The following is a 17,732-nucleotide window of genomic DNA, read 5'->3' on the forward strand; positions in this document are numbered from 1 at the left end:
GGCGCGCATAAGGACATTCGAACATGACAGCGAAGCAGAACGCGGACTACCTTCTCGATGCAGCCATGAAAGCCGGCATCACCGACCCGAAGGAACTCGGTAACTTCGTGGGGCAGATGCACGTCGAATGCGGTGGCTATGGCCGCATGAGCGAGAACCTCAACTACTCGGGCGAGCGTCTCCTCGAAGTGTTCCCGGGCCGTAACGGCATGGATACACCCGCCGAGGCCAGCCGCATTGCCGCCGGAGGTCCCGAGGCCATCGCCAATGCCGTGTACGGTGGCTCCTGGGGCAAGAAGAACCTGGGCAACACCGAACCCGGCGACGGCTGGACCTTCCACGGGCGTGGGTACGTTCAGCTGACGGGGCGGGACAACTACGAGCGCGTCGGCAAGGAACTCGGTCTCGACCTCGTCACGCATCCAGAGCTTGCGGAGGACAAGGAGATCGCGGCGAAGATCGCCATTCACTATTGGAAGGACCGCGTCGTGGCGAACCACGACCAGGGCGACGTAAAGGCGGCCTGCTTCGACATCAACGGCGGGCACAATGGCCTGTCTGCCCGGAAACGGGCCGCCGAGGCCTGGGAGGAGGCGCTTGAGAATGGATACAAGCCGAATGGCCCCGAGTCCCTCCCGACACAGGAAGCGGGCCGTCGACACCTGTCGAAAGACAAGGTGATCCACATTCAGGAAATGCTCCGCGATCAGGGCTATGTCGATTCGAAGGGCAAGCCGCTCGATCCGGACGGCGCGATGGGTAAGGAAACGAAGGCGGCGATCGAGAAATTCCAGACGGATCACCAGCTGAAACCGGATGGCATTGTCGGACCAGCGACGCTCAAGGCGCTCGAAGCCGGACGTACGCCCAAACAAGATGGGCCGCGCGCGGCGGCACCGCCCCTGCTCGACGATGTCGCACACCCGGCTAACGCCATGTTCCGGCAGGCGCTTGGCGAATTGCAGAAGCTCGATGTCGCTCATGGTCGCCCCTCGGGCGAGCACACTGAGCGCCTCGCCGGCTCCCTCACCGCATCGGCCACTGCGGCCGGCATGGACCGCATCGACATGGTCGGACTGAACCGCGATGCCACGCGCGTCTATGCGGTTCAGGGGCAGGAGCATTCCCCGTTCAGGAAGGTGGCGGATGTCGATGTGATGCAGGCCGTGCAGACCCCGCTCGAACAGAGCAGCGCGGAAGCGCACGCCAGCAGCCAGACGCAGGCCGGGACCGCGGCGATACACGCGAACTCCCAGCGGCAGGCAGAGGCACATACCACGCAACAGAGCGCCCGACACGTTTGATCGGACATTCCAGGGAACGAAGGCAGATTGAAGCATGATGAAGAACAAGGGATTTTGGGCGGCGGTGCTCGGCGTCGTCGCCCTGGTGGTCGGTAACTTTTTCGCGGGCTGGTTGACGCTGGCGTTTCTTCGCCTCTCGGACGTGCCGACGGGATGGGGTACCTATCTCAGCTACATTCGCGCGCTGAACCATCCGCAGGTGCAGCCCTACGCGTGGCGGATCGAGACCGCCGGTATCGTCGGCTTCCTGTTGCCGATGGTGGCGTGGCTGTTCGCGCTCTACCTGCTCATGAAGCGCAAGGCCAAGGCGATCCATGGCGACGCGCGTTTCGCGACCGCGGCCGATCTGCGCAAGCAGAAGATGCTTTCGCCGTCGCCAAACGGCATCCTCGTCGGCAAGTTCGGCGGCCAGCTGGTGCGCCTGCCCGGGCAGCAGTTCGTGATCCTCGCGGCGCCGACCCGTTCGGGCAAGGGCGTGGGCGTGGTGATTCCGAACCTGCTCGATTACCAGGAATCGACGGTCGTCCTGGACATCAAGCAGGAGAACTTCGACCTCACCAGCGGCTGGCGGGCGTCGCAGGGACAGGAAATCTACCTGTTCAATCCGTTCGCGGAGGACCGGCGCACGCATCGCTGGAACCCGCTCACCTATGTGTCGAAAGACCCGGCGTTCCGCGTATCGGACCTCATGAGCATCGCCACGATGCTCTACCCCGACGGCTCGGACGACCAGAAATTCTGGGTCAGCCAGGCGCGCAACGCCTTCATGGCGTTCTCGCTGTACCTGTGCGAGAAGTGGGACGACGACGAGAAGCACGGTCGCCCGGAAATCGTGCGGAGCAAGCCGACGCTCGGGATGATCTACCGACTGTCCTCGGGCGACGGCACCGACCTGCGCGAGCTCTACACGCGCCTGTCGAAGGAGCCTTTCCTGAGCGCCAACGCGCAGTCGGCGTTCGCCAACCTGTTGTCGCAGGCGGCGGAGACGTTCGCGTCGATCCTCGGCACGTTCAAGGAACCGCTGAACGCGTGGATCAACCCGGTGCTGGACGCCGCGACCAGCGCGGACGACTTCCTGCTCACGGATGTGCGCAAGAAGAAGATGACGATCTACATCGGCATCCAGCCGAACAAGCTGGCCGAGAGCCGGCTGATCGTGAACCTGTTCTTCAGTCAGCTGATCAACCTCAACACGAAGGAGCGGCCGGAGAACAACCCGGCCCTCAAGCATCAGTGCCTGCTCCTGATGGACGAGTTCACGTCGATCGGCAAGGTCGAGATCATCGCGTCCGCGGTCGCGTACATGGCCGGCTACAACATCCGCCTGCTGCCGATCATCCAGAGCATGGCGCAGCTGGACGCGGTGTACGGCAAGGATGTCTCGCGCACCGTCATCACCAACCACGCGCTGCAGATCGTCTATGCGCCGCGCGAGCAGCAGGATGCGAACGACTACTCCGACATGCTCGGCTACACCACCGTGCGGCGGGAGAACATCACGAAGAGCAAGAAGGGCGACGTTTCGAAGAGCCACTCGGAGGAGAAGCGCGCCCTGATGCTGCCGCAGGAGCTGAAGGCCATGGGGCCGGACAAGGAGGTCTTCCTGTACGAGGGCATCCCGCACCCGGTGATGTGCACCAAGATCCGCTACTACCAGGACAAGTACTTCACCCAGCGGCTGCTGCCGAAGGTGAGCGTGCCGACGCTGGCGGTCTGACGGTCCTATTGGGAGGGGCCGGCCGGATCGCCGATGCGATCGGCTCCCACCCCTTCGGCGGGGGGCTCGCGGGAAGTCCGGGACACTGGCGACGGGCATGCCCGGCTCGCTTAACCTGAGTTCATAAACCGGTCGGTATAGTTATTCCCAAGGCAGCCGAGATGGCGCCGGTCCCAGGCACATAAGGCGGTTCCCCTGCTGCTGGTGCGAAGATGGAATACCCCAAAAGCCCACGGCCTCCCCTCCGTGGGCTTTTTCATGCCCGGTCGCCAGGCGGCACCCCCTTCCCCGGTCGCTTATCATGTGTGGCTGGCGTGCCATGGGTGGCGCGCCGTCACGCATCGACCGAAGACACGCATGGCCATCGCTGAAGAAGACCGCTCCGCCACCGCAGGGCATACGCCCTTCATGCGCCAGTACCTGGCGGCGAAGGCGGAGCATCCCGACATCCTGCTGTTCTTCCGGATGGGCGACTTCTACGAGTTGTTCTACGACGACGCGCGCAAGGCCGCGCGCCTGCTGGACATCACCCTGACCCAGCGCGGGCAGTCGGCCGGCGCGCCGATTCCCATGGCGGGCGTCCCGTACCACGCCGTGGAGAACTACCTGGCCCGGCTGGTGAAGCTCGGCGAATCCGTCGCGCTGTGCGAGCAGATCGGGGACCCGGCGACGTCGAAGGGCCCGGTGAAGCGCGAGGTGGTGCGCATCGTCACCCCGGGCACCGTGACCGACGCGGCTCTGATGGAAGAGCGCCGGGACAACCTCCTGCTGGCGATCTCCGCGGGCCCGAAGGGCTACGGGCTCGCATGGGTGGATCTTTCCACCGGCCGGTTCCTGCTGACCGAGGTGCCCTCCCCCGAGGGCCTCGCCGCCGAACTCGCGCGCCTCCAGCCGGCGGAGACGCTGGTGAGCGAGGATGTCGCATGGCCGAAGCTGGTCTCGTCGCTGCCGGGCCTGCGCAAGCGGCAGCCCTGGCATTTCGACGGCGATGCGGCGACGCGCGAACTCTGCCGCTTCTTCCGCACGCGCGACCTGCTCGGCTTCGGCGTGGACGGCATGCCGCTCGCCATCGCCGCGGCGGGCTGCCTGTTGGGTTACGTGGAAGAAACCCAGAAGAGCGCCCTGCCACACCTGACCGGCATGGCGGTCGAGAACGCGGGCGAGACGATCGCGATGGACGCCGCCACCCGGCGCAACCTCGAAATCGACACGCACCAGAGCGGCAACGTCGACAACACGCTGCTCGGCGTGCTCGACGAGACCGTGACGCCGATGGGCGCGCGCCTGCTGCGCCGCTGGCTGAACCGTCCGTTGCGCGACCGCGGCGTGCTGCGCGCCCGGCATCAGGCGATCGGCAGCCTGATCGACTCGCGCCGGCACGTGTCGCTGCGCGAGCGGCTGCGCGGCGTCGGCGACCTCGAACGCATCCTCGCGCGCGTGGCGTTGCGCTCGGCGCGTCCGCGCGACCTGTCGACGCTGCGCGACGGCCTCGCCGCGGCGCCCTTGTTGCGCGAGGAGATCGCGGGCCTCGACAGCCCGCTGCTGCACGGCCTCGTCGACCGCATCGGCGATCACGCCGAGACGGCCGATCTCCTGGCGCGCGCGATCATCGCGCAGCCGCCGGTGCTGCTGCGCGACGGCGGCGTGCTGGCCGAAGGGTACGACGAGGAACTGGACGAACTGCGGCGCCTCTCGACCAACGCGGACCAGTTCCTGGTCGACATGGAAGAACGCGAGAAGGCGGCCAGCGGCATCCCGACGCTGAAGGTCGGCTACAACCGCGTGCACGGCTACTACATCGAGATCACCAAGGCGCAGGCGGAAAAGGCCCCGCAGCACTACACGCGCCGACAGACGACGAAGAACGCCGAACGCTACATCACCGAAGAACTCAAGCAGTTCGAGGACAAGGTGCTCTCCGCGAAGGAGCGCTCGCTGATGCGCGAGCGCGCGCTGTACGAGCTGCTGCTCGACCGGCTCATCGAGCGCCTGCCGGCGCTCAAGATCGGCGCGGCCGCGATGGCGGAGCTGGACGTCCTGGCGGATCTCGCCGATCGCGCCGAGGCGCTCGACTGGGCCGCGCCCGAGCTCACCGACGTGCCCGGCATCCGCATCGACCGCGGCCGCCACCCCGTGGTGGAGAAGGTGCGCGACGAGCCGTTCGAGCCGAACGATCTCGCGCTCGACAAGAGCCGCCGAATGCTGGTGATCACCGGCCCGAACATGGGCGGTAAGTCCACCTACATGCGCCAGAACGCGCTGATCGTGCTGCTCGCGCACGTCGGCAGCTATGTGCCGGCGTCGGGCGCGACGATCGGCCCGATCGATCGGATCTTCACGCGCATCGGTGCGGGCGACGACCTGTCGCGCGGCCAGTCCACCTTCATGGTGGAGATGAGCGAGACGGCGAACATCCTGCACAACGCCACCGAGTGCAGCCTCGTGCTGATGGACGAGGTGGGCCGCGGCACCAGCACGTACGACGGCCTGTCGCTCGCGCGCGCCGCCGCCGTGCACCTCGCGGCGACCAGCTGCGCGTTCACGCTGTTCGCCACGCATTACTTCGAGCTCACGGAGCTCGCGGGCGAGTTCCGCACCATCGCCAACGTGCATCTGGATGCCGTGGAATACGGCGAGCAACTGGTCTTCATGCACACGGTCAAGGACGGCCCGGCGAACCGCAGCTTCGGCCTTCAGGTGGCCGCGCTGGCCGGCTTGCCCAAGACGGTGATCGCGGATGCGCGGCGCTACCTCGCCGCCCTGGAACAGGGACACGAGGTGACCGCCGCGGTCGCCGCGCCGGTGCCCGCGGCGCCGCAGATGGGCCTGTTCGCGCCGCCGCTGCCGTCGCCGGTGGAGGAGGCCCTGCGTGCGCTCGATCCGGACGATCTGGCGCCCCGCGAGGCGCTGGATCAGCTCTACAAGCTGAAGAAGATGCTGCGCTGATGCAGCCGTGGGAGCGCGCCCTGCGCGCGACATGTTTTCGCGAAGAGCTCAGGGCCTGAAGCTCACCGCTAAAAGATGTCGCGCGCAGGGCGCGCTCCTACAGGGGATAGCTTGCGATTGGGATGGTCTATCGACGCCATTCGAACAAACGAATTCCATCGATCGGTCCGGTTTCCTATAGTCATCACCGGTGCGGCGCCGAACGCGCACCGGCTTCAAGCGGGCAAGACGACTCTCCATCCAACGGCCCGCGACAGCCCCCGCCCCACCCCGCGTCAGCAGCCCGGGTTGGACTCGCGGGGGCTGTTTTTTTGGCTACACCGGCCCTTGGCCCGCTACGCGGGATCGCCGATGCGATCGGCTCCTACCCCTCCGGTAGCGGGCTTGCGGTGGGGCGACTACCGGGGGGTGGGAGCCGATCGTATCGGCGATAGGGCGCACGGGACCGCCGCGACCTCCTTCCTCAGAGCGTCTTCTTCAGATCCTGGATCAGCCGGCGATCGCGCTTGTCGGGACGCGCGTCCGGGCGGAGCAACGCGCCGCCCGTCAGGCGGCGGTCTTCGCGCTGGCGTTCGCGCTCGGCGACGCTGGCCTCGGTCTCCGCATAGAGCTTGCGCGCCTCCGGCGCCGGGCCGCGCTTCTGCGACAGCCCCGTCACGGTGCAGACGAGTCGCTCTTCCCCACGAGTGATGCGCAGCGTGTCACCCACCTGCACCGGCTTGGCCGGCTTGCAGGTGGCATCGTTGAGTTCGACCTTGCCGCCGTCGATCGCCTGCTTGGCGAGGCTGCGGGTCTTGAAGAAGCGCGCGGCCCAGAGCCACACGTCGGCGCGGACGCCGGAGGTCGTCGAGGTATCGGTCATCTTCGAGTGATAGGGTCGGCCCGGGCGATCGCAAGCCCCGCTTACGCCGCGGGGAGGAAGAGGTTGCCGATCGGAATGGTCGCCAGTGAGAGCAGGATGCCGGCGCCGAGCACGGTGTTGGCAAGTTGCGGCTCGAGATCGTACCGGTCGGCGAGGATGGCCGCGGAAATCATCGGTGCCATCGCCGCCTGAAGCACACCGACGGTCAGGGTCAGGCCGCCGACGCCGGCGGCCACGCCGATGCCTAGCACCAGCAGCGGTGCGAGCAGCAGCTTCCACGCCAGGCCGGCGGTCAGCGCTCCCACCTGCCCGCGACGCAGGTGCAGGCGGAATTGCAGGCCGACCGAGAACAGCGCGAGCGGCGTCAGCGTCTGGCCGATCTGCAGCAACACCTTCTCGACCATCGCGGGCCACCCGCCGAGGAGGCCGACGGTCACGCCGATCACGAGGCAGACGAACGCCGGAAACGTCAGCACCCGGCGGACGATCGATGCGGCGCTCGCGCCGCGCCCGGAATACATCGACGCCACGACGATGCCGCCCGCGGCGAGCATCGGAAAACATCCGAGCTGGTCGGCGATGACGGCGATGGAGAGGCCGGGTTTGCCGTGCAAGGCCTCCATCATCGGGTAGCCGATGAACGAGGTGTTGCCCAGGCCGCAGACGAGCGTGAGGCAGCCGATGCGCTGGGGACTCCACGCGAAGAGCCGGCCCAGCGTGGCGAACAGCGCCCAGGCGCCGAAGAAGGTCACGTACATGCCGACGACGGGGAACCAGAGGTTCACGTCGATCGTGACGTGGGGAACGAGCGCCAGCACCAGCGCCGGCAGCGCGACGTTGAGCACCCACCAGTTGATGCCCGGCACGATGCCGTCGGGCAGCGTCGCGAAACGGCGCGCAAGGATGCCGAGGGCGAGGCAGAGGAAGAGGATCAGGAGCGCGGACATGGGCGGGGACGATAGCAGGGAGGCGGTCGTCCCTGGGGTGACGTGGCTGTGAGAGCGGCGGGCCTGTGGCGCCTCGCGAGAAGACGTCGCGGCCAGGTCCGCTCCCACAACGGCGAGGGAGCGGACCTAGCCCTACTGTCGTTGTGGGAGCGGACCTGGCCGCGACCGCTTTTCGCGGAGCGCGGAGGGTCTCGCGCTTACCCCAGCAGCACCCGGTTCATCCGCTGCACGAAGCCCGCGGGATCCGCGAGCTGAGCACCCGCGGTGATCTCCGCCTGCTCGAGCAACAGGCTGGCGAGGTCGCCGGCCTTCGCGTCGTCGGCTTCGCCGGCAAGACGCTGCACCAGCGGATGCGACGGGTTGAGTTCCAGCGCCGGCTTCGACGCCGGCACGTCCTGGCCCGCTTCGCGCAGCAGGCGCGCCAGGTGGGGGGCGAGGTCGAAATCGGCCAGCGCGAGCACCGACGGCGAATCCGTCAGGCGCGCGGACACGCGCACGTCGCTCACGCGATCGCCGAGCAACGACTTCGCGCGTTCGATCAGCGGCGCGGCCTCGGCCGTGGCGGCTTCCTGCTTCGCCTTGTCGGCCTCGTCGAGCGGGAACTCGCCCTTGGACACGTTGCGCAGACGCTTCCCTTCGTACTCGGTGAGGTAACCGAGCATCCACTCGTCGACGCGGTCGGACATCAGCAGCACTTCGATGCCCTTCGCCTTCAGCGCTTCGAGCGCGGGGTTGCCCGCGGCGGCGGTGTAGCTATCGGCGGTGACGTACCAGATGGCGTCCTGTCCCACCGCCATGCGGCCGATGTAGTCGTCGAACGAAACCGTCTTCGCCGCGCCGTCGCCCTTCGTCGAGGCGAAGCGCAGCAGCTTCGCGATGCGCTCGCGGTTGGCGGTGTCCTCGACGATGCCTTCCTTCAGCGTGTTGCCGAAGCCGGCGAGGAACGTCGCGAACTTTTCCGGCTCGTCGCGGGCGATCTTCTCGAGCACATCGAGCACGCGCTTCACGCAGGCGCTCTTGATGCGCTCGAGCTGGCGATTCTGCTGGAGGATCTCGCGGCTGACATTCAGCGGCAGGTCGTCGGCGTCCACCACGCCGCGCACGAAGCGCAGGTAGTTCGGCAGCAGTTCCTCCGCGGCGTCCATGATGAAGACGCGCTTGATGTACAGCTTGAGGCCCTTGCGCTCCTCGCGGCCGCCCATCATCAGGTCGAACGGCGGCTGCTCCGGCACGTAGAGCAGCGTGGTATAGCTCTGCGAGCCTTCGACGCGGTTGTGGCTCCAGGCCAGCGGATCGTTGAAGTCGTGCCCCAGCGACTTGTAGAACTCCTTGTATTCCTCGTCGGTGATCTCGGTCTTCGGGCGCGACCACAGCGCGGACGCCGAGTTGACGGTCGACCAGTCGGTCGGGTCCGGCTTGCCGTCCTTCTCGGCGGGCATGCGGATCGGGAATGCCACGTGGTCCGAGTACTTGGTCACCAGCGAACGGAGCTTCCAGGCGTTGAGGAACTCGTCCTCGTCGGCCTTCAGATGCAGCACGACCGTGGTGCCGCGCTCGGTGACGTTCGTGTCCTCGAGCGAGTACTCGCCCTTGCCGTCGCTTTCCCAGCGCACGCCGGCCTCGGTCGGCTGACCCGCGCGGCGCGTGATGACGGTGACCTTGTCGGCCACGACGAACGCCGAATAGAAACCGACGCCGAACTGACCGATCAGGCGGGCGTCCGCCTTCTGCTCGCCCGAAAGCGCTTCGAGGTAGCGGCGGGTGCCGGAGCTGGCGATCGTGCCGATGTTGGTGACGACGTCGTCACGGCTCATGCCGATGCCGTTGTCGCGGATGCTGATCGTGCGGGCGTCCGGGTCCCAGGTCACCTGGATGCGCAGTTCGGCATCGCCGTCGGTCAGGGAGGGGTCCGCGATCGCCTCGAAGCGAAGCTTGTCGCACGCGTCGGAGGCGTTGGAGATGAGCTCGCGCAGGAAGATTTCCTTGTGCGAGTAGAGGGAGTGGGTCACCAGGTGCAGGACCTGCGCGACCTCGGCTTCGAACTTACGGGTTTCCTGGCTCACGATGCCGTTCCTTCAGGGTGGGACAGGCAGGGGAGTATGGGGATGGGACGGGAGCGGGAAAAGGGGGTGGTGGGTGGTGCCGCGACCTGAGACCGTGAGGGGATCGTTGGGGATGGGAGATGGGAAATGGGGGCGCGACATCGTGCGTCCGAGGGCACCGGTCGCCCACCGGGTGCGTCGAGGCGCTCGAGGCGCTGCTGCCCCCTCGACCGCGCGCCGGGACCGCGCCCCCACTTCCCATTTCCCACCTCCACGTAGCCCCTCTCCGTCCCCGGAAAAAAAGAGGCCGCCTTCCGGCGGCCTCCTGTCCGGATCACCTCGCGGCCTGCAGCGCCGCGATGCGTTCCTCGATGGGCGGGTGGCTCATGAACAGCCGCTTGAAGCCCGAGGCCAGGTGGCCGGAAATGCCGAAGGCCTGGATCGTCTGCGGCAGCGACGTGTCGCCGTGGTTGCCGGAGAGGCGCTGCAGCGCGGAGATCATCGAGGCGCGGCCGGCGAGGCTGGCGCCCGCGGCGTCCGCCCGGAACTCGCGCCAGCGCGAGAACCACATGACGATCATCGAGGCGAACAGGCCGAACACGATCTGCAGCACCATCACGACCACGAAGTAGCCGATGCCGCCCTCGCCGTCGCGCTCGCGGCCGCCGCTGAGCCAGCTGTCGACCACGCGGCCCACGACGCGGGCGAGCACGATCACCAGCGTGTTGAGCACGCCCTGGATCAGGGTCAGGGTGACCATGTCGCCGTTGGCGACGTGACCGATCTCGTGGCCGAGCACGGCCGAGACCTGCTCGCGGTCCATCTGCTGCAGGAGACCCGTGCTCACGGCCACGAGCGCGTTGTTGCGCGACATGCCGGTGGCGAAGGCGTTCATTTCCGGCGCGTCGTAGACGGCCACCTCGGGCATGCCGATGCCGGCCTTCTCGGCGTGGCGGCGGACGGTCTCGAGCAGCCAGCGCTCCGTTTCGTTGCGCGGCTCCTTGATGACCTGGGCCCCGGTGGACATCTTCGCGGTCCACTTCGAGATGGCCAGCGAAATGAATGCGCCGCCCATGCCGAAGACGGAGGCGAAGACGATCAGGCCACCGATACCCATGCCGCGCTGGGCGGCCCACTGATCGATGCCGAGGACCCGGCAGACGATCGTCAGCAGCAGGATGACCGCGAGGTTGGTGGCGACGAACAAGGCGATGCGTTTGAACATGGTTTGTCTCTCTCATGGCGGCAGGCTAAGTGGCGCCGCACAAGGCAATTTTTCGGGGCGGACACTGAATGATTCAATGGCCGCACCGGCATCCACCGCCGCGAAGGCGTCACGTGGCCGCTGGCAGCGGAACGCGCATCGCCTACACTGACACGTCTGCCCGTCGCGACCATGAGAAACCTCTCAATTCCCGATCCATGACAGTGCCGGCCTATCGCGGACGCTTCGCTCCCTCGCCCACGGGCGCCCTGCACTTCGGCTCGCTGGTCGCGGCCGTCGGCAGCTGGCTGGTGGCCCGCCACGCCGGTGGGCAGTGGCTGGTACGCATCGAAGACATCGATCCTCCGCGCGAGGTTCCCGGATCGGCCGCGGCCATCCTCTCGACGCTCGACGCCTTCGGCATGACGCCCGACGCGCCGCCCGTCTTCCAGTCGCGGCGCGATGCGCTCTACGAGGCCGCCTTCGCACGCCTGCGCGACGAGGGCCATCTGTTTCCCTGCTGGTGCAGCCGCGCAGAGCTCGCCGCGCACGGCGGCCTGCATCGCGACGGCCGGTGCATCGCGCCTCCCGATCCGTCGCGCGCACCGGCGTGGCGCTTGCGCTCGCCCGACCGGGTGATCGCGTGGACGGACGACCTCCAGGGTCCGCAGGCGGAAAACCTCCGGGAGGTCGCCGGCGACTTCGTCATCCGCCGGGTCGAGGGGTTGTGGTCGTACCAGCTCGCCTGCGTGGTCGACGACGGCGAACAGGGCATCACGCACGTCGTCCGCGGCGCCGACCTGCTCGACTCCACCGCCCGGCAGATCTACCTGCAGGGCCTGCTGGGTCTTCCCAGCCCGGGTTACCTCCATTTGCCGCTGGTCGTGGACGCGGAAGGCCGGAAACTGTCGAAGTCGTCGGCGGCCGTGCCGGTGGATCCGACCGATCCCCTGCCCGCCCTGCGTCTGGCGCTGGACCGGCTCGGCGTGCCCACGACGAGCGCCGCCACGAGCCCGGCCGACCTGCTGCGCGACGCCCTGCGCGAATTCGCGCCTGCGACGCTCCGCCGCAGTAGTCTTACCCGGGGCGCGACGTTATAACGAAGGTTTGCCCGCACGCGGGCCACGACGGGACGATCGGGACGATGAAGCAGGGTATGACGCAGCGCACGGCACTGGTGACCGGCGGCACGGGCGGCATCGGTACGGCGATCGTGCGCTACCTTGCCCGGCAGGGCCACCGGGTCGCCACCAACTACCGCGACGACGCCCGCGCGGCCGCCTGGCGCGAGGACATGATCCGCGACGGCATCGACGTCGTGATGGTGCCGGGCGACGTGTCGGACCCCGCCTCGGCCGAGGCGATGATCCGCGGCGTGGAGGACCTGGCCGGCCCGGTCGAGATCCTGATCAACAACGCCGGCATCACCCGCGACACGACGTTCCACAAGATGGACTACCAGCAGTGGACCGAGGTGGTGAACACCAACCTCAACGCCTGTTTCAACGTGACGCGCCCCGTGATCGAGGGCATGCGCTCGCGTCAGTGGGGCCGCATCGTCCAGATCAGCTCGATCAACGGTCAGAAGGGCCAGTACGGCCAGGCCAACTACGCTGCCGCGAAGGCCGGCGTGCACGGCTTCACCATCTCGCTGGCGCAGGAGAACGCGAAGTTCGGCATCACCGTGAACACGGTCTCGCCCGGCTACGTCGGCACCGACCTCGTCATGGCCGTGCCCGAGGACATCCGCGCCAAGATCGTCGCGCAGATCCCCGTCGGTCGCCTCGGCCGGCCCGAGGAAATCGCCCACGCCGTCGCGTTCCTCACCTCCGAGGATTCCAGCTGGATCACCGGATCGAACCTCGCCATCAATGGCGGCCATTACATGGGCTGGTAGGAGCACCGAAGAGGCCGTGTGGGAGCGGACCCGGCCGCGACAGCTTCTCGCCCCACCCTGCGCGCTGGCGCGCAAACCTGGAGACCGCGGCGAAGAGCTGTCGCGGCCAGGGCCGCTCCCACGATTTCCGGCGACGATCTGTGGGAGCGGACCCGGCCGCGACAGCTTCTCGCCCCGCCCTGCGCGCTGGCGCGCGAACCCTGAAATCGCGCCCGGGCCTTTCCTACAGGCCGAGTTCTTCGATCGAACGGGGCTCGACGACGCTCACGTTGTTATGGTGCGCGCGGAACTTCGCCATGACCTTGTACGCCAGCCTCCGGGCGCGCATGACCGATCCGAGCGGCCGGTGCGCGGCGATGCCATGCCACGGGCTGAAGGCCAGGCCGTCGTCGATCGCGGCGCGACGCGCGGCGTTCCACGCGGCCTGCGGCGGCACGACGATGCGCGCGACGTCGATGTAAGGGCTTTTCTCCTCCGGCCAGACCACGGAAGCGTCCTCGACCGGCATGGTCTCCGGGTCCGTGCAGAACTGCACCCGCAGGTCCCATTCCCCGCCTTCTTCCGCGAAGTGGTTGACCATCGCCTCGCGCAAGCCGTTGGACTTGCCGTTGACGTTGAGCGTGGCATCGGTGAGCGCCGTCAGGTTCGGCGAGTGCGGCGCGATCGACACCTTCACCACGTAATCGCCGAAGCGCAGAGGCGCTTGCGAATAATAGGTATCGCCGAGCGGATTCGTCTCCGGCTGGCCGCCCAGCGCGAGCAGCGTCGGGCTCCGGCCGCCGAAGGCCTCGATCACGCGCTCGGTGCCGCGGAGCACCGCGGAAAGCGCCTTCTTCGCACCTTCCGCGCGATCCGTCGTCGCGGCGATCAGCTTCAGCGTGCCCGCGAAACGCTTCGCGTTGGGCGCCGAAAAGGCCGGGCCGTTGACCAGCACGAAGTCCTGAGTGACGTCCCCGTCGCTGCCGGGGAGACGCTCACCCTCCACGCCGACGATCTTCACCGCCATGCCACGCGGCGTCGAAACGCTGTCGTCGAGGATGTCGCCCGGCACCGTCGAGAGGCGCATCACCAGGGGATAGCGCCCCGGCTTCGCGAAGATGCCCTGCGCGAGCTCGCGCGGCAGGTCGTCCGGGACGATCAGTTCGCCCGTCAGCAGCGCATGGCTCTTCGCATGCACGGAACGATGCGCGTGCTTCTCGTGTTCCAGCGTCGTCTGGTTGATCTTCGTCAGCGTCTCGATCAGCTGCTCGGTAGTCTCCGCCTCGTCGGGTTCGACATGCTCCAGCGATTCGTCGAAGAGGATCGGCGGTGGGCTGAGGTTGAGGGGCATGGCATGGCTCGGCGCTGGCGTGTCGCAGGATCTTGGCGCCGGTGCCGTGAAGGACCGGTCGGCGCCGGACGCCCCTGCCCTGTCACATGAGCTTGTAGCTGAACGTCAGGTTCCAGCGCATGTCGCGGTCACGGGTTTCGGGCGGCTTGTCACCCGTGGGCCAGGCGAGCGCGAAATCGACCGAGTAATGCTTGTTGTCGGAGGCCCGCACGCCCACCGCCGCGGAATCGAGCCGGTCGATCAAGGGACGGCCGCCGTTGAGGTAGACGCGGGCGGTCTGATAGGCCACGTACGGCACGATCGACTTGATCCACCGGGCACCGGAGACGAAGCTGCGATTCACCTCACCGGACGCCGCCCAGCCACTGTCGCCCGCGGCGTCGCCGGGATCGTACGCGTAGGCGAAGCTCGGCCCGCCGAAGTTGATCTGCTCCGTCGAGGGCAACGCGGAGTCGCTGTACTGTCCGGTCGCGCGGAACACCGTGCCGAGATGGTGCGCCCACTGGTTCGACCAGACGAGGTTGCCCGTGTAACGGGTGAACGAGACGTCGGGCGTCGCCAGGCCCAGCTCACCCACGTTGCTGACCGCGCGCGAATACGCGCCCAGCCCCGCGAATCCGTGCGCGACGGCGAACGAGAACTGCCGCGTCTGCGTCGTGCTCACTTTCAGCCACGAGAGTTCCGCGTTGAGCACGCGCACGCTCGACTGCAGCGCGACCATCGCGCCGGTGTCGACGTTGCGGTAGCGATCGTCCTGGCGCGATGCGTAGATGCCCGTCGTCACCCCGAGGCGTTCCGAGTTGTTCAGCACGATCGGATAGATGGCCGAGAGGGCGAGACGCTCCTGCGTGAGGCGGTGATCGAGGTACGACGGAAGCTGCTCGTCGGTGTCCGGCTGGCCCCAGTAACGACTCGCATCCACCTTGCCCTGCCACCCGCGCGAACCGATGGGCTGAAGGTAGCCGGCCGAATAGAAGCGCTGGCCGCCTCCGTTCGGAAACAGCGTCGAAAGGCTGAGCTGCTCGCCCAGCGGCGTCGCGCCATTTTCCAGCAGCGTGAACACGCCCTGCGCCCCGGGATGGTTGAGGTCGAGGCCGTAGCTCACGTCATAGCGCTGTCGCGTCACTGCCAGATCGAGTTTCGTCGCGCCGTCAGTGGTCGTCGGCGGCGGGACGTTCGCGGCGATCTTCACACCGGGAAGCTGGCCGAGGAGTTGCGTGTAACGCTCGAACGTCTCCTGGCGCAGCGGGCGCTCGCCGACGACATGCGCGGCCATCGCGCGGATGCGCGGTTCGAGATTACCGGGATCGCCCGTCACGTCGACCGAGGCCACATAACCCTCGACCACCTGGATGCGAACGACGCCACCGGCGAGGTTTTGTGCCGGAACGAACGCGAACGAAAGCGCATAGCCCCGCGCCTTGTACATCGCGGTGACCTTGTCGGCGGCCGCGACGAGGTCGCGCACGGTCACGTCCTTGCCCTTGAGCGGCGTGAACACGGCGGCCACCTCGGCGAAAGGCACCGAGTGCACGCCCGTGACGTCGAAGCGCGTCGGCGTGAGATGGGTCGACAACAGGGCTTCGAGCGCCGGGTTCGGCGCCTGCACGTTCACCTGCACCGATGGCGCCTGTTTCGGCGCTTCCGCTCGGGGAAGGGTCTGTAACGGATTGGCGGGGGCGCGGACCTGCGCGTGGGCGGAGCAGACGACGGTCATGCCAAGGAGGCAACCGAACCATCGGGACATGGACGTTCCTTCTTCATTTCAAAAAAAACGCGCGGGTGCCTCCGCGCGCGAAGGGCCCGAAGGCCGGGGTGGACGGCGCGGGGGGCGCCGTCCACCCGGGGAGCATCGGGATCAGCGGCCGCGCTTGCCGAGGATGCCCTTCAGCGGTGCGTCGCCCGCACCGCCGCCGTCCTCGGCGCTCGTCAGACCACCGACCAGCCCACCGACCACCCCGCCGACCGTATTGGTGACGCCGGAGACCGTGCTGGCGAGACCCGCCGTCGCTCCGGTGCCGCCGGAGGTCGTCCCACCATTGATCGTCGTGACGCCGGCGACGCCGTTGACCACGCCACTCACCGCGCCCGTCACACCCGAGAGCGCACCGCCCGAACTCACGGCCGCCGTCGCACCGTCGGCAATGCTGCCCAGGGCCGAGCCGGCGGTCGTCGTCAGCGGAGCCAGGGGCGAGAGGGCACCCGTGCCGGCACCGCTCACCGTGCCGCCAAGACCCGAGACGGTGCCGGTGAGGCCGCCGAGCGTCGTGCCCACGACATCGCCGGCGCCCGGCGCCGCCGTGCCAAGGCCACCCTGCAAACCACTGCTCAGCGAAGCGAGCGCCGTGCCGGCGCCTTCGATCGTATTGCCCAAGGGCGACGTCAGGCCGTTCGCCGCTCCGGGCACCTGCGCACTGGCGATGTTCGCGCCGAGTCCAGCCACGGCGCCGCTGAGGCCACCGACGAGACCGCCGCTCGCATTCCCGGTGGCGGCGATGAGGTTCGTCGACTGAATCGGCGAACTGCTGTCGCCCAGCGCGCTGGCGAGCGGCGTCACCGTGTCGCTCAGCGTCTGCGTCAGCGCGTTCGTGCCGTTGGACTGCAGGACGCCGTCGAGCCCCTGCCCGACCTGCGACACCACATTGCCGGTGCCGTCGACGACGTTGCCGACGAGCGAGGTGATCGGCGCGATCGGCGTGCCTTGGCCCACCGTCGGCAGAGCGCCGCCGAGGTCCTGCACGCCGTCGCCGATCTGGACGACCGCGTTGCCGAGGGAATCCGTCGTCGTGCCGACCGGATTGGTCGTGTTGCCGGTCTGGCCGAGGCCGTCGCCGACGCCGTTCCCGATCGTCGTGATGGCGCCGCCGATGCCGTCGACGGCATTGCCGAGACCCGTGCCGAGGCCCGACGTGCCGCCGAGAATCGTCGTTGCCGGAATCTGGGCCCCGACGCCCGAGACGGTGTTGCCCAGTGCCGTGATGATGTTTCCGGTGCCGGTCGCGACCGCCCCGACCGCGTTGCTCGGTGCGGGCGTGCCGCCCGTGCCACCACCACCGCCGCCGTCGCCGCCACCGGTTCCACCGCCGTCGCCACCGCCCGTTCCGCCACCGCCGGTACCACCGCCTCCCGTGCCACCTCCGGTGCCGCCTGTACCACCACCCGCGCCACCTGTCCCGCCGGTGCCGCCCGTACCACCGGATCCGCCACCGTCCGAGCCGCCGCCCGCACCGCCACCGCCGGTATCACCGGCGCCGCCGGGCTGAACGGTCCCGCCTGAGCCGCCGCCGGAGCGGGTAGACCCGTGCCCGCTGCATGCCGTAATGGACACCGACGCGGCGAGGATGCAACTCGCCAGGAGGGTACGCGTCAAAACCTTACCGATCGTCTGCTCGCTCATGATCACTCCTCAGGCGTCGCACGCCTTGGGTAGTGCCCCCTGCCATTCGGGAGCCAGAAATGTCGAGTGTGACCCCCGTCACACCG

General features: G+C 68.1%; 12 protein-coding genes. 5 read left to right on the forward strand and 7 right to left on the reverse strand.

Annotation, left to right across the window (positions count from 1 at the left end; genetic code table 11):
* Positions 1-23: 23 nt before the first annotated feature.
* The 3 genes from BMY69_RS11090 to mutS all read left to right on the forward strand — a co-directional run bounded on the left by BMY69_RS11090 (position 24) and on the right by mutS (position 5,967).
* A complete protein-coding gene (locus BMY69_RS11090; protein WP_090178002.1) occupies positions 24-1,304 on the forward strand; it encodes an XVIPCD domain-containing protein in 1,281 nt (426 codons plus the stop codon).
* Between the two features lie 34 nt (positions 1,305-1,338).
* Entirely contained in the window at positions 1,339-3,021 is a 1,683-nt protein-coding gene (locus BMY69_RS11095; RefSeq protein ID WP_090178004.1) for a type IV secretory system conjugative DNA transfer family protein, read from the forward strand.
* A 357-nt stretch (positions 3,022-3,378) separates the two neighbouring features.
* Complete coding sequence (mutS, locus tag BMY69_RS11100; protein ID WP_255364528.1) at positions 3,379-5,967, forward strand: DNA mismatch repair protein MutS; 2,589 nt, start codon at positions 3,379-3,381, stop codon at positions 5,965-5,967.
* Positions 5,968-6,430: 463 nt separating this feature from the next.
* On the opposite strand, the gene BMY69_RS11105 is transcribed toward mutS, so the two are convergent.
* The 4 genes from BMY69_RS11105 to htpX form a co-directional block, all read right to left on the reverse strand.
* Positions 6,431-6,829: an RNA-binding S4 domain-containing protein gene (locus tag BMY69_RS11105; RefSeq protein WP_090178007.1), complete on the reverse strand. Its 399-nt coding sequence runs from the start codon at positions 6,827-6,829 to the stop codon at positions 6,431-6,433.
* A gap of 41 nt (positions 6,830-6,870) precedes the next feature.
* On the reverse strand, positions 6,871-7,776 hold the full coding sequence (locus BMY69_RS11110) for an AEC family transporter (RefSeq protein WP_090178009.1): 906 nt from the start codon (positions 7,774-7,776) through the stop codon (positions 6,871-6,873).
* A 197-nt stretch (positions 7,777-7,973) separates the two neighbouring features.
* Positions 7,974-9,842, reverse strand: coding sequence for a molecular chaperone HtpG (gene htpG, locus BMY69_RS11115; protein WP_090178011.1), 1,869 nt, complete (start codon positions 9,840-9,842; stop codon positions 7,974-7,976).
* A gap of 310 nt (positions 9,843-10,152) precedes the next feature.
* On the reverse strand, positions 10,153-11,043 hold the full coding sequence (gene htpX / locus BMY69_RS11120; RefSeq protein ID WP_090054585.1) for a protease HtpX: 891 nt from the start codon (positions 11,041-11,043) through the stop codon (positions 10,153-10,155).
* Between the two features lie 197 nt (positions 11,044-11,240).
* On the opposite strand from htpX, the gene gluQRS reads away from it, so the two are divergent.
* Positions 11,241-12,122, forward strand: coding sequence for a tRNA glutamyl-Q(34) synthetase GluQRS (gluQRS, locus tag BMY69_RS11125; RefSeq protein WP_090178013.1), 882 nt, complete (start codon positions 11,241-11,243; stop codon positions 12,120-12,122).
* A 56-nt stretch (positions 12,123-12,178) separates the two neighbouring features.
* Positions 12,179-12,919: an acetoacetyl-CoA reductase gene (gene phbB, locus BMY69_RS11130; protein WP_090178459.1), complete on the forward strand. Its 741-nt coding sequence runs from the start codon at positions 12,179-12,181 to the stop codon at positions 12,917-12,919.
* A 223-nt stretch (positions 12,920-13,142) separates the two neighbouring features.
* Here phbB and BMY69_RS11135 read toward each other — a convergent pair whose 3' ends face one another.
* The 3 genes from BMY69_RS11135 to BMY69_RS11145 form a co-directional block, all read right to left on the reverse strand.
* The gene (locus BMY69_RS11135) at positions 13,143-14,249 is read right to left on the reverse strand and encodes a catalase family protein (protein ID WP_090178015.1); all 1,107 of its coding nucleotides are present in this window, start codon (positions 14,247-14,249) and stop codon (positions 13,143-13,145) included.
* An 82-nt stretch (positions 14,250-14,331) separates the two neighbouring features.
* Positions 14,332-15,996 carry a ShlB/FhaC/HecB family hemolysin secretion/activation protein gene (locus tag BMY69_RS11140; protein ID WP_090178018.1) on the reverse strand — a complete coding sequence of 555 codons (1,665 nt, stop codon included), beginning with the start codon at positions 15,994-15,996 and terminating at the stop codon, positions 14,332-14,334.
* A gap of 111 nt (positions 15,997-16,107) precedes the next feature.
* On the reverse strand, positions 16,108-17,646 hold the full coding sequence (locus BMY69_RS11145) for a collagen-like triple helix repeat-containing protein (protein WP_090178020.1): 1,539 nt from the start codon (positions 17,644-17,646) through the stop codon (positions 16,108-16,110).
* Between the last annotated feature and the right edge of the window lie 86 nt (positions 17,647-17,732).

The sequence above is a fragment of the Luteibacter sp. UNC138MFCol5.1 genome (assembly GCF_900110505.1).
GTDB lineage: Bacteria > Pseudomonadota > Gammaproteobacteria > Xanthomonadales > Rhodanobacteraceae > Luteibacter.

Excerpts from the sequence above, each read along its gene's own strand:
- BMY69_RS11105 (WP_090178007.1), bottom strand. The coding sequence starts at position 6,829 with ATGACCGATACCTCGACGACCTCCGGCGTCCGCGCCGACGTGTGGCTC.
- BMY69_RS11095 (WP_090178004.1), top strand. The coding sequence starts at position 1,339 with ATGATGAAGAACAAGGGATTTTGGGCGGCGGTGCTCGGCGTCGTCGCC.
- mutS (WP_255364528.1), top strand. The coding sequence starts at position 3,379 with ATGGCCATCGCTGAAGAAGACCGCTCCGCCACCGCAGGGCATACGCCC.
- BMY69_RS11090 (WP_090178002.1), top strand. The coding sequence starts at position 24 with ATGACAGCGAAGCAGAACGCGGACTACCTTCTCGATGCAGCCATGAAA.
- htpX (WP_090054585.1), bottom strand. The coding sequence starts at position 11,043 with ATGTTCAAACGCATCGCCTTGTTCGTCGCCACCAACCTCGCGGTCATC.
- phbB (WP_090178459.1), top strand. The coding sequence starts at position 12,179 with ATGACGCAGCGCACGGCACTGGTGACCGGCGGCACGGGCGGCATCGGT.
- BMY69_RS11110 (WP_090178009.1), bottom strand. The coding sequence starts at position 7,776 with ATGTCCGCGCTCCTGATCCTCTTCCTCTGCCTCGCCCTCGGCATCCTT.
- BMY69_RS11145 (WP_090178020.1), bottom strand. The coding sequence starts at position 17,646 with ATGAGCGAGCAGACGATCGGTAAGGTTTTGACGCGTACCCTCCTGGCG.
- BMY69_RS11140 (WP_090178018.1), bottom strand. The coding sequence starts at position 15,996 with ATGTCCCGATGGTTCGGTTGCCTCCTTGGCATGACCGTCGTCTGCTCC.
- BMY69_RS11135 (WP_090178015.1), bottom strand. The coding sequence starts at position 14,249 with ATGCCCCTCAACCTCAGCCCACCGCCGATCCTCTTCGACGAATCGCTG.
- gluQRS (WP_090178013.1), top strand. The coding sequence starts at position 11,241 with ATGACAGTGCCGGCCTATCGCGGACGCTTCGCTCCCTCGCCCACGGGC.